This window comes from Streptomyces sp. NPDC040410 (genome assembly GCF_055595715.1).
In genome coordinates this window covers 160,029-172,668 of the sequence record NZ_JBVIVK010000006.1, presented here as the reverse complement: position 1 = coordinate 172,668, position 12,640 = coordinate 160,029, and the positions used below count along the sequence as shown (strand labels likewise).

The 12,640-nt window shown below is 70.0% G+C and carries 7 protein-coding genes and 1 pseudogene; 7 read left to right on the top strand and 1 reads right to left on the bottom strand.

The window, feature by feature from the left end; translation table 11 throughout:
* Positions 1-12 precede the first annotated feature (12 nt).
* The 4 genes and pseudogenes from ACZ562_RS15155 (at position 13) to ACZ562_RS15140 (ending at position 3,384) form a co-directional block, all read left to right on the top strand.
* Positions 13-219: a hypothetical protein gene (locus ACZ562_RS15155; protein ID WP_471178273.1), complete on the top strand. Its 207-nt coding sequence runs from the start codon at positions 13-15 to the stop codon at positions 217-219.
* 64 nt (positions 220-283) lie between these two features.
* Positions 284-943, top strand: a pseudogene (locus ACZ562_RS15150) (hypothetical protein); the annotation flags it as partial.
* Positions 940-2,412: an APC family permease gene (locus ACZ562_RS15145; protein ID WP_471178270.1), complete on the top strand. Its 1,473-nt coding sequence runs from the start codon at positions 940-942 to the stop codon at positions 2,410-2,412. The pseudogene ACZ562_RS15150 and the gene ACZ562_RS15145, both read left to right, overlap by 4 nt.
* Before the next feature lie 12 nt (positions 2,413-2,424).
* A complete protein-coding gene (locus tag ACZ562_RS15140; RefSeq protein ID WP_471178267.1) occupies positions 2,425-3,384 on the top strand; it encodes a hypothetical protein in 960 nt (319 codons plus the stop codon).
* A 21-nt stretch (positions 3,385-3,405) separates the two neighbouring features.
* On the opposite strand, the gene ACZ562_RS15135 is transcribed toward ACZ562_RS15140, so the two are convergent.
* Positions 3,406-4,596 carry an MFS transporter gene (locus tag ACZ562_RS15135; protein WP_471178264.1) on the bottom strand — a complete coding sequence of 397 codons (1,191 nt, stop codon included), beginning with the start codon at positions 4,594-4,596 and terminating at the stop codon, positions 3,406-3,408.
* A gap of 544 nt (positions 4,597-5,140) precedes the next feature.
* Between ACZ562_RS15135 and ACZ562_RS15130 the strand changes: the two genes are divergently transcribed.
* The 3 genes from ACZ562_RS15130 to ACZ562_RS15120 all read left to right on the top strand — a co-directional run bounded on the left by ACZ562_RS15130 (position 5,141) and on the right by ACZ562_RS15120 (position 12,468).
* The gene (locus ACZ562_RS15130; RefSeq protein ID WP_471178262.1) at positions 5,141-8,143 is read left to right on the top strand and encodes a putative bifunctional diguanylate cyclase/phosphodiesterase; all 3,003 of its coding nucleotides are present in this window, start codon (positions 5,141-5,143) and stop codon (positions 8,141-8,143) included.
* Positions 8,144-8,404: 261 nt separating this feature from the next.
* Positions 8,405-11,683 carry an amino acid adenylation domain-containing protein gene (locus tag ACZ562_RS15125; RefSeq protein WP_471178259.1) on the top strand — a complete coding sequence of 1,093 codons (3,279 nt, stop codon included), beginning with the start codon at positions 8,405-8,407 and terminating at the stop codon, positions 11,681-11,683.
* A complete protein-coding gene (locus tag ACZ562_RS15120; RefSeq protein ID WP_471178256.1) occupies positions 11,677-12,468 on the top strand; it encodes a leucyl/phenylalanyl-tRNA--protein transferase in 792 nt (263 codons plus the stop codon). Before ACZ562_RS15125 ends, ACZ562_RS15120 begins: the two co-directional genes overlap by 7 nt.
* Positions 12,469-12,640 lie beyond the last annotated feature (172 nt).

Here is a 12,640-nt window from a genome sequence, read left to right as displayed (position 1 = left end):
GGAGCAGAGATCATGCCGACGTCACAGCCCGACGCGTCAGGGCCGTCCGAGGACCGTGCCACCCCGGACGACCTGCTCCATGCCCGTACCGGCACCGAGGTGTCACCGGAGGACCTGGTGCTCGCCTCGGGCAAGGACCTCACCCCGCGCACCCTGGAATGGGCCCGGCGCAAGCTGGAGGCGGAGGGACCCGCCGCCCTCGACAAGCTGCTGCCGTAGGAGACGGTTGTCCGCCCGGGCGGGTCGCCCCCCGTCCGGGAGCGGACACGTGCGGGCAACCGCCGTGCCACGCGTCGAGCGGCATCCCCGTGGCACGCTCACCGTCCTGGAGAGCGGCAGGACGACACGGGCCGACACGATGACGTACTCCGCCGGCCGACAGGGGGCCTGACAGCCGAACTCGGCCTCGGCAATGCCGGGTTGGCCGCGCACCGGCGCGGCCGTATCACGGTGGACGGCCACAACCGCACGCACGTACACAACCGCACGCACGTACACAACCTCCGGCCGATCGGCATCGGTGTTCAACTACCCGACGCTCGCGGAGTCCTACAAGGTGGCCGCCCTCGACGCCACGGACAAGCTGGGCCAGTTCGACCGGATCGGGGACCGAGAGCCTGCGTCACACGCCCGGCCCGGATGTGACAGAGGCTCTGAGGGAAACGTCACGGGTGGGACGGGAGAAGGGCCTTCGAAATATTTCGACGGCCGGAAGATTACTCTCCGGTCAATCTTGAAAGCGCAATGGGCACGACTATCATCACACGCACACGCCTGGTCACCGTCTGTAGACAGCGAGGCAGAACGGTGGCCGGCGCCCTCTGTACCGCCCCTGGCCCGAGGCCATCCCTCTCCGGTCATGGGCGGGTTCACCCCCCACCCCCCTTTACGTCGTCGGGGCCACGCCCTTGCGTCGTGCAAGACGAAAGCAGCGCATTCATGAGCAACAGCAGGGGCAGAGGGCTGCAGGCCAACGCCCTCGGTACCTTCGACACCGTCGTGATGGCCGTCGCGGGCAGCGCACCGGCGTACTCGATCGCCGCGACCACGGCGGTCCTCGTCGGCGCGGTGGGCCTGGCCAGCCCGGCGGCACTGCTCTACTGCGCGATACCCATGCTGGGCATCGCGCTCGCCTTCAGCTATCTCAGCCGTATCGACGTGAACGCCGGCGCCAGTTACTCGTGGGTGGGGCGCACACTCCATCCCTTCCTGGGCTTCATCAGCGGCTGGGCGCTGGTGATTTCGGCCACCATCTTCATGGTGGCGGGTTCGCTGCCGGCCGGGTCGATGACACTCGCTCTCTTCGACGACAAGCTCGCGGACGACACGGCTCTGTCCACCGTGGTCGGCGCGGCCTGGTTCGTGCTCATGCTGCTGGTGGTGCTCGGCGGTGCCCGGCTCACCGTGCGCGCCCAACTGGTCATGTCCGGGGTCGAACTCGCCATCCTGGCCCTCTTCGCGGTACTCGCCTTCTTCCACACGGGCAACGCAAGGGCATTCGAATGGTCCTGGCTCGGCTTCGGCCACTTCGACGGGATGGCGGGGTTCGCGTCGGGTGCGCTCATCGCCGCGTTCTACTACTGGGGCTGGGACGTGACCAGCAACCTGAGCGAGGAGACCCGCAACAGCCGCCGTACGACGGGCCTCGCGGGCCTCATCGGAGTGGGCATCGTCTTCCTGCTCTTCGAGGTGTTCACCATCGCGGTCAACGTCATCCTGTCCTCCCCGCAGATCGAGGAGAACGACGCCAACGTGCTGGCCGTGCTCGGCGAGGAGATCTGGCCGGGCTGGGGCGGCAAGCTGCTCGTCGTGTCGGTGATGCTCTCCACCATCGCCACGCTGGAGACCACCCTCATCCAGGTCACGCGCTCCCTGTTCGCGATGGGCCGCGACCGTACGATGCCGGCCGCCCTGGGCCGCGTGCACCGCCGGTGGAACACTCCCTGGGTGGCGATCGTGGTGGTCGGAGCCGTGGCGCTGGTGATGTTCATCGCCTCCAACGCCCTCGGCACGGTGGGCGACATCCTCTCCGACGCCATCTCGGCGATCGGTCTGCAGATCGCCGTCTACTACGGACTGACCGGTCTCGCGGTGGTCGTCGCATACCGCAAGATGCTGCTGACATCGGCGGCCAACTTCGTCCTCGGCGGGCTGTGGCCGCTGCTCGGCTCCCTGTTCATGTTCTGGATCTTCTTCGAGTCGCTGGGCGAACTGAGCACCGCGGCACTCACCATAGGCATCGGCGGGCTCGCCGTCGGGCTGATCCCCATGCTCTGGTACTGGAAGCAGGGCAGCGACTACTACCGGCCCGCCAAGCTGGACGCCAGCCGCACCGTCGAGGCCGAATACGTCCCCGACGACGGAGCGCTCCTCGACTCCCGTGTCCACGAGGGTCTCCCCACCGACTTCTGAGGGGATTCCCCGATGGCGCGAGACCGCTTCGCTCCCGATTTCGACCCCGACTGCGGCGACGGGCCCCTCAGCTCGGCCCGCCACGACCTCGTCATCGGCCGCTGGCAGGGCCTGCGCGAACTGCTGCGCGCCACCGGCCCCGACTGGCTCGCCCGCGGCCACCGGGTCCGGCTGCTCGCGCAGGCCTGCGCGGGCAGTTCGACGGTGGAGTCGTGGCTGGCCGCCGAACCGCACAGCGCCGACGCGCTGGTGCTGCGGGCGGCGACCGAGACCGCCCGGGCCTTCAACCTGGCCATCGCCGCGGGCCGGGGTGTGCCGATCGACCAGCAGCGCATCGACACCACGGTGATGGCATGCCTGCAGGCCGCCGAGGCATATGTGGACGACCCGACACCGTGGGTCTCCCTGATCTCCGTCGCCCGGCTGTACTCGTCCGGGGTACGCCGACAGGAACTGGCCCGCTGGTGGGACGAGTTGCACGGGCGTGACCCGTACAGCGTGGAGGGCCATCTGCAGGTGCTGCACTACTACTCGTCGCGCTGGCACGGATCGCACGGCCTCATGTACGACTTCGCCCACGACGCGGCCGGCGTGGCTCCGGAGGGCTGCGCGCTGCCGGTGCTGGTGCAGTACGCCCGGGTCGAGGAGTACCGATACGCCCTGGGCGCCGCGCACGGAAGTCACTCGGCGATGGGCCTCGGGCAGCACTGGGACCACGACGGTGCCGTCAGCGACGTACGGCGCACCTGGCAGCGCTGGATCACGGGCCGCGGGCAGGGCGACGTCCGGCCCGGTGAACTGCGCGACCTCAACTACCTGGCGCACGCCGCCTGTCACGCGGGAGTCCCGGACGTCGCCGCCGCCCTGCTGGCGATGCTCGGGCGCCGTGTCACGCGAACTCCGTGGTCGTACACGGGAGATCCGGAGCAGCAGCTCGTCAAGTGGCGTAAGGAACTGCGGCTGCGGACCTGACCTCGCGGTGAGCCTCTTCGGTCACTGCGCGCCGGCTCGGGTCAGCCGTGGCAGGGCGAGGGCGGCCGTCGCGGCGGCGAGCAGGGCCGCCGCGCACGGTACCCGGTAGCCCGCCGAGGCCCCCGCCCCCTCGACCGCCCACCCGGCCGTCGCGTAGCCCAGCGCCACCCCGACGGACAGGCCCGAGACGATCCAGGTGAAGCTCTCGGTGAGCCGGCCGGCCGGGGCCATATGGCCCACCAGCCCCATCGTGGTGATGAGGATCGGCGCGAGGGCCACGCCGGCCACGAAGAGCATGCCCGCGAGCGCCGCGAGATTCGGCGCGAACAACAGCGGTGCGGTCGTCACCGCCATCGCGCCGACGCTGACCAGCAAGCGCCGCGGGATCGGCCCCCGCAGTCTGATCGCGCCGAAGACCGCGCCCGCCAGACCCGAGCCGAGCGCGTACACGCCCAGCAGGAGGCCGGAGAGCCCCTTGTGGTGGTGTGCGCCGGCGAACGCCACCGTCGCGACCTCCACGGCGCCGTAGGACGCGCCCACCGACGTCACCGTCAGCACCAGCAGGCCGAGTCCAGGGGCCCGGAGCGCGCTGCCACCGGCGCGCTGCGGCTCCGGGCGTACCGGCGGTTCCGTACGCCGCTGGGCGGCGAACAGCATTACGCCGACGGCGAGCAGGACCGCGGCCGTCAGCGGCCCGGCCCCGGCGCTGACGCTGGTGGACAGCCCGATCGCCAGGACCGGGCCGACGACGTAGACGACCTCGTCGAACACCGACTCCAGCGAGTAGGCGGTGTGCAGCAGCCGCGGCGACTCCCGGTGGATCTCCGCCCAGCGGGACCTGACGAGCGCACCCACACTGGGCATGCAGCCCGCCACCGCCGCCGCGACGTACAGCGTCCAGTCCGGGGCGGCATACCGGGCGCACAGCAGCAGCGCACAGATGCCGGCCACCGTCACGGCTGTCGCCGGCAGGACGACCCGGCGCTGGCCGTGCCGGTCGACCATCCGTGAGATCTGCGGTGCGATCGCCGCGCCGGCGAGCGCCTGCGTGGCGGAGACCGAGCCGGCGAGCCAGTAGTCACCGCCGAGCTGCGACAGCATGGTGACGATGCCGACGCCGATCATCGACAGCGGTAGGCGTGCGATGAAGCCCGCTGCGGAGAAGAGCAGAGTGCCTTCAGGGGAGAAGATCCGGCGGTAATCGGAGAGCATGGCACTCCACGCTCCGTCAGGAGCCGATCGTCGCTGGGCGGATCCGGTCCGGTTTTCCGCGTCCTCCATTTTCCCGCATGGCACGATAACTCGCGAGGTGAGACGGTATCTCTCCGTGAGCGTGCGGGAAATGGCGAGCTGAGTAAGCTGGATGGAAGACACGTCGATGTCTTGGCGCGAAGGAGCCCTATATCGGCTACCGCGTATACCGGAAACCGTGTATACCGGCAACCGGGGCCGAGTCCCGGCCCTGGAGAATTCTCTTTCGTCGGCCCGATCCCATGGGCTTCTCCGTCGCCGGGTGCCGTTCGCCCAGCTCGGAACGCCGACGAGTGACCCTCCCAGGAGGTGAGTTGGGGTGAACCCGCGACTGCGAAGCCAGGCCGCTTTGGCCGCCGTCAGCGTATGTATCGCCGTGCTGATCGCGCTCTATTACACATTTCCAGAACAGCGGCTCATCTTCGTAGGTATTGGAGCTGTCGGCGTCTTCGGTATTGTCCTGGGTGTCTTTCTCAACCGCCCGACGCACAGACTCCCCTGGCTGTTGCTCGCCGCGGGAAACTTCGCCTTCGCCGCAGGCCAGGCGACCCAGATCATCCTCATCGAGTTGCTCCACGAGGAGATGCCGTTTCCGTCGATCGCCGACGGCTTCTATCTGGCGGCATATCCGCTCTATGCGGCCGGGCTGCTGGGCTTCGTCCACTGGCGCACGGGTTGGCGCGACCGCGCGAGCCTCGTCGACGCGCTGACGCTGACGGTGGGCCTGGCGCTGCTGTCGTGGCTCTTCCTCATCGATCCGTTCGCCCGTGTCGAGGGCCTCACCTGGATCCAGAAGGCGTTCTCCATCGCCTATCCGCTCGGCGACATCCTCGTCCTGGCGATGCTGCTGCGTCTGCTCGCCGGTCGTGGCGGCAAGAGCCCCGCGCTCGTGCTGCTCACCACGGGCACCGTCGGCCTGCTCGTCGCCGACGTGATGTACGGCCTGATCCAACTGCACGGGATCTGGCGCACGGGTACCTGGGTCGAGCTCGGCTGGGCCGCCCTGTACGGCGCCTGGGCGGCCGCCGCGCTCCATCCGTCCATGCGGTCGCTGACCGAGCCGGTGGCAGCGCGCAGCGATACCGGCGTCGGCAGGCTGAGTCTGCTCACCCTGGCGTCGCTGATCGCGCCCACCATCCTGCTCATCGAGGCGGTCCGCGGCGTGGAGGCCAACGTCGGCGTCATCGGGGTGTTCTCCGCGGTGCTCTTCCTCCTTGTGCTCTACCGCCTGGCCGGCGTGGTGGCGACCCACCGGCAGGCGGTCCGACGCGAGAAGGTGCTGCGCCTGGCGGTGTCGTCGCTGGGCGGAGCGGGCGGTGTGCGGGATGTGGCCGGCGCCGTCCACTCCGCGGTGGCGGACCTCGTACGGCAGCGGCCGCCGCGTTCCGTGCTGCTGACCATGCCGGACAACACGCTCTGGGTGAACGGGTCGGACGGCGGCCTCCCCTGCCCCGTGTCGGCCCGTGTGACGGCAGTGGTACGGGAACTGACCGATTCCGGCAAGAACCGCCTGGTGACCCTCGACCGTACGGGGTCGGACATGGCCGCCTGCCTCACGGGCCCGGACGAGGAGCGGACCCGCGTCAGCCACGCGCTCGTCTGCCCGCTCACCTCCCAGGATCACCCCTCCGGCGATTCGCTGATCGGGGCGCTGGTCGTGCCGGGGGAAGAGCAGGAGCTCCTCGTGCTCCGCGAAACGCTGGCGACGCTCGCCGCGCAGACGGCACTTGCCGTGGCACGGGTCGCCCTCGCCCAGGAGGTGAACCGGCGCAACAGCGAGATGTACTTCCGCACACTGGTGCAGAACGCCTCCGATGTCATCCTCATCCTCGACGACGACGACCGGGTCCGCTACGCCAGTCCGTCGGCCGATCAGGTGCTCGGCATTCAGGACCTGGAGGGCACCCACCTCATCGATCTGGTGCCGCCGCAGGACAGCCGTGTGGTGGTCGAGACGCTCGGCCGGATACGGAGCCGCGAGTACCAGAGCATGCGCGAGCACTGGCGCATGGTCCGCGCCGACAAGGCGTCCATCGAGGTCGAGGTGAGATGGAGCGACCTGCGCGAGGAGGCGACCGTCGGCGGCGTGGTGCTCACCCTGCGGGACGTGACCGAACAGCGCAAGCTCGAACGCGAACTCACCCACCAGGCGTTCCACGACTCGCTCACCGGCCTGGCCAACCGCGTGCTCTTCCAGGAGCGGGTCAACCACGCCCTGCTCCAGGCCCAGCGCGACGGCACGGTGATCGGCGTGCTCTTCGTCGACGTGGACGACTTCAAAGTCGTCAACGACATCCACGGCCACAGTGTGGGCGACGAACTCCTGGTCGCGCTCTCGCTCCGGCTGTCGACCACCGTCCGCGCCTCCGACACCGCCGCGCGCATCGGCGGGGACGAGTTCGCCCTGCTGGTGGAGGGCTCCGTCGGGCCGGAGGGCGTGGAGCGGTTCACCGAACACCTGATGACCGTGTTCGCCGAACCGTTCCGGCTCAGTGTGGGACCGGTGAGCACGTACGCCAGCATCGGTGTCGCGACGACGGAGGACAGCATCGACGCAGTCGAACTGCTGACCCACGCCGATCTCGCGCTGTACGCGGCCAAGACGGCGGGCAAGCGCCAGTGGCGCCGCTACCGCCCGGAGCTGCAGAGCGGCATGGCCGAGCGCGCCAAGCTGCAGGAGGGCCTGGACAATTCGCCGATCGAGACGTCCTTCCTGGTCCTGTACCAGCCCATCGTGGAACTGACCACCGGGCAGATCTCCGGCTTCGAGGCACTCGTCCGCTGGCCCCACTCCACACGCGGCATGGTGCTGCCGGAGCAGTTCATCACGCTGGCCGAGGAGAGCGGGCAGATCGTCCCGCTCGGCGCCTGGGTGCTCGACCAGGCCACGGCCGAGACCGTCCGGTTGCAGAGCTCCGTGCGCCGCGACGGGACGCCCGGCCGCAAAGAGCCTTACATCAGCGTGAATGTGTCGCCGCGTCAGTTCCGCGACGAGGAGTTCTACAACGTGGTACGGCGCGCCCTGGATCTGTCCGGCATCGAACCGTCGTCTCTCGTACTGGAACTGACCGAGAGCGTGCTGATGTACAACGACGAACGGATTCTGGCCGAGATGAGTGCGCTCACCGACCTCGGGATCCGTATCGCGATCGACGACTTCGGAACGGGTTACTCGTCGCTGAGCTATCTGCGCGAGTTCCCCATCTCGATACTCAAGATCGACAAGTCGTTCGTCGACGAACTCGGGCGCTCGCCCGAACAGTACGCCCTGGTCGAGGGCATCACCCATCTCGCGGACACACTCGGTCTCACGGTGATCGCCGAAGGCGTGGAGAACGTGAGGCAGCAGGAGTTGCTGATCTCCATGGGCTGCCGTCTGGCCCAGGGATACCTCTTCGCCGAACCCGTCAGCGCCGAGGAGGCGGAGCAGCTCATCCTCGCGCCGCCGCTCGGCCGCCTGGCCGGACTGCCCGCGGCGCCCGCGGCGCCCGCGGAAGGGAAGCGGTGATGGCGGCCATCTCCCGTAAGAGCCCGTGTCACATCCCCGGCCGGATCGGCGAACGTCGCCTTGTGCGTCCGCTCATGGCGGAGCCACCTGCGGGGTTCGGCGACGCGGCGAGCGTGCGTGCCGGGCGGCGGACGCCGGGCCGGGGATGTGACACAGGCTCCAAGCGCCTTCGTCACGGGCCCGGCCGGGGATGTGACACGGGCGCTGAGGGACACCGGTCATGCTCCGCAGGACGCCGCGCGAGGCAGGAGACCCAAGGTGATGGAACGTGATCACCCGCCGGCAGAGCCGGCTGCGCTGTTCGTCGTGTTGCGCAACGACCTGGAGCAGTACGCGGTCTGGCCCGCCGATCGGCCGATTCCGGCCGGGTGGGCCCGGGTTGGCGCACCGGAGTCCGCGGACTCGTGCGGAAGCCTGGTCGACCGCCTGTGGACCGACATGCGGTCCACAGGCGCCCGTACCGGGCGGCGGCGCCGGGGATCCGGGCCGAGCACCGTGCCCGAGCTGGTCTGGGAGCGGGCGCAACACCAGCCGTCGGCTCTCGCGGTGCTCTCGGACGAGGGCCGGCTCAGCTACGCCGAGCTGACCGGCCGCGCCGACCGGCTGGCCCAGAAGCTGCGGGAGTCGGGCGTGGACGCGGAGTCCGTCGTCACCGTGTGTCTCGACCGCCTGCCGGAGCTGATCGTCTCCCTGCTGGCGGTGCTGAGATCCGGCGGCGCGTTCCTGCCCCTCGACCCGGCGACTCCGCAGCAACGCATGGTCGCACTGGTCAAGGAGACCGGTTCACGCCTCGTCGTCTCGAGCCACGAGCACGCCAAGATGTTCGCCGAGTGCGACGCGTTGACCGTCCACCCAAGGGTCGCCGGGGAACCGGTCACGCAGGAGCCGCCGACGGAACCGCGCCCGGCACACGGCCCGCGGCCGGACGACCTCGCCTACGTGATCTACACCTCCGGGTCCACCGGACCTCCCAAGGGTTTGATGATCACCCACCGGTCGCTGACCCACTCCCTCACCGCGGTGTCCCGGGCGTACGAACTCACGCCCGGCGACCGGGTGCTGCACGCCGCGGCGCTCGGCTTCGACACCTCCCTGGAGCAGATCTTCGCCACACTGATCAGCGGCGCGACGCTCGTCCTCGCGGGAACACAGACGTGGGCGCCCACCGACCTGCTGCACCGCCTCCCGGAGCACGGGATCACCGTCGCCGACCTGACCCCCGCCTACTGGCAGCGGATCGTCTCCGTCGCGGACCGCGACGAGCTCGCGTCCCTGAGGCTCGTCATCGTCGGCGGCGAGATCGTCACCGCGAAGGACTGCCGCGCCATTCTGCGCCGGATGCCCGGCGCGCGGCTCGTCAACGCCTACGGGCTCACCGAGACCACCATCACCTCCACGCTCTGCGACGTGAACGAGGAAGTGCTCGCCGTGCCGGACACCGCCGTCGCCCCGATCGGCAGACCCCTGGAGGGGGAACACGTCCACGTGCTCGACGCCGAACTGCGCCCGGTGCCGCCGGGCGAGCGTGGCGAGATCTACATCGGCGGCCCGGGGCTGGCCCGCGGTGTCTGGCAGCAACCCGCCCTGACCGCACGGCAGTTCCTGCCCGACCCGCACGGCTCGGCGCCGGGGGACCGGATGTATCGCACCGGGGATCTGGGCCGCCTGCGCCCGGACGGCAACTTGGAGGTCCTGGGCCGCGTCGACGACCAGATGAAGATCCGCGGGTTCCGGGTCGACCCGGCCGAGGTCGAGGCCGCGCTCGTGTCCCACACCGAGATCGGCCAGGCGATGGTGGTGGCTCGGGCGCGCGACAACGGCGACCGGGACCTCATCGCGTACTACACGCCGGCCTCGCCCCCGGACGGCGGCGAGGCCGCGCTGCGCACCCGGCTGCGGTCTGCACTCGCCGACGTCCTGCCGGGCTACATGATCCCGGCAGCCTTCCACTCGGTCGAACGGCTGCCCCTCGCCCCCAGCGGAAAACTCGACCGCAAGGCCGTGCCGGAAACCGAGACCGCGGCGGCGACGGCCGGCGCCGACGACCGTCCCGTGCCGCAGGGCATGGCCCTGTTGTGGGGCCAGATCCTGGGTGTGGACTACGTCCGTCCGTACGACGACTTCTTCGAGCTGGGCGGCAACTCGCTGCTGGCCATGGAGATGCTCGCGCGGACCCGCGTCATTTTCGGCATCGGCGTCACCCACATCCGCGACCTGACCCGTTCACTGCTGCGGCAGCCGGTGCTCGCCGCGTTCGCCGAGTCCGTGCGCCAGGCACGCGCCGGCACACTGGCCCACCCGGAAGGCGGAAGCGTCGACTTCACCGCGGAGACAGCCCGGCGCGTTCCTGCGGTGGGCCGTGCCGGGCCGGCTCCGGACCCCGGGCACCCCGGCGACGTCCTGCTGACCGGAGCGACAGGGTTCTGCGGCGCGTACATGATCGACGAGCTGCTGCGCAGGACGACCGGTCGGGTCCTTTGCCTGGTCAGGGCCTCCGACGAGCAGGACGGCATGGAGCGGATCCGCGCGAGCCACCAGAGGTTCGTGCACAGCGATCTGTCCAGCGACCGCGTCCAGCCGGTCGTGGGCGACCTGGGCAAGCCCGGACTGGGGCTGTCGCCCGACCGGTTCGGGGAACTGGGATCGACCATCGACGCCGTCTACCACTTCGGGGGCCAGGTCAACTTCATCTACGCGTACCACGACCTGCGCGCGGCCAACGTCGACGGAACACACGAGATCATCCGCCTCGCCGCCGACAGGGCCGTACCCGTCCACTTCACCTCCAGCGTGGCGGTCCTCGCCGGATTCGGGCCGGCCGGGGTACGGGAGGTGACGGAGAGCACCCCGCTGCGCTTCCCGGAGTATCTGTCGGTGGGATACGTGGAGAGCAAGTGGGTCGGCGAGGAGCTGCTGAAGAAGGCGTCCGACGCGGGGCTGCCGGTCGTCATCTACCGCCTGATGGACATCACGGGGAAAAGCGGAACCGGCGTGATGAACACCAGCAGTGAGATGGCCGCCCTCTTCGGCTTCATCGCCCGGACCGGGCTGTGCCCTGACGTCCAGCTTCCGCTGGACTTCCTGCCGGCCGACCAGCTCGCCCGCGCGATCGGACACATCTCCACCCGCCAACCCGCTCGCGGCGAGGTCTACCACCTCACCAACCCCCGTCCCACACTGCTGAGTTCATTTGCCGAGCGGCTGCGCAAGCAGGGCTACCCGGTCCAGGAGATCCCCTACACCGAATGGATCGCCGCGCTGGTGAAGTACGCGGCCGGGCACCCCACCGATCCGATGACCCCGTTCGTCCCGCTCTTCGTCGACCGGTGCGCCCTCGCCGACATCACCGTGAGCGAGATGTACTTCCATGACGTCTTCCCGGAGTTCACCCGCGGCAACGGGGAACGGGCGCTGAAGGACGCGGGGATCGACGTCCCGCCGGTGGACGCAGAGATGCTGGACCGGTACATCGACTACCTCCAGCATGCCGACTACGTCCGGCCGGTGGCGAGCCGAGGGACCGGAGCGGCACGATGGTGAGCCATTGCCCCGGCTGGGAGGCCCTCGACGTGCTGGCGGCGTCTCCCGACGGTCCGGTGGCTTTCTCCGCCGACCTCGGTCCCGCCAGCCTCCTGGCGGCGTACCGCGCCGGGGTCTATCCGTTCCCGGCGTCCGACGAGTACACCCGCGCCCTCAACGAGGTGGTCTTCGCCGATCAGGTCGAGGAGGGCCGCATCCCGCTCGTGGGCGGGGAACCGGACGATCCCTACGCCGTCTCCTGGTGGTCGCCCGACCCCAGGCCGGTGCTGCCGGTCACGGGCGCACACCTCAGCCGGAGCCTCGCCCGCCAGTTGCGCAACCGGCTGCCGTGGTCGACCAGTCTGGACCGGCAGTTCGAGCGGGTCGTCCGCGAATGCCGCGCCGACCGCGACCCCCTGTGGCTCACCGAGGAGCTGATAGCAAGCCTGGTCCGGCTGCACGACCTGGGGCATGCTCACAGCGTCGAGGTGTGGGAGGACGACGAACTGGTCGGCGGCGTCTTCGGCCTCCAGGTCGGATCGGTCTTCAGCATGGACTCGATGTTCTTCCACCGTCCCGGTGCCTCCAAGGTCGCGGTGAGCGACCTCGCGGCGCGCTTCGCACAGGCCGGCGGTGTGCTGCTCGACGCACAGCGGGACAGCCCGCACGTCCGCGGCCTGGGCGCCGTTCTCGTACCGCGGGAGCAGTACGTCCGGCACCTCCGCGGCACCGCGTGCGACAGCCACCCGATGCCCTCCGCCACCTTGCCCGCCCGCCGCCTCGCCCAGCCGACGGCATCGGGCTGACCGCGGTCGTCGCGTGTCAGGGCCGGCGGCCCCGAGCGGGCTCTGGTCGGGGAACTGTGGCCGCCACGCCCGCCTCTGACTCGGCCCCACGGCTCGGGGCTGTGGACGGACCGGTGTCCTCCGCGGTCTGCGCGGCTCGGGCGTTGGCGCGCGGGCGGCGTGCACGGAGGAG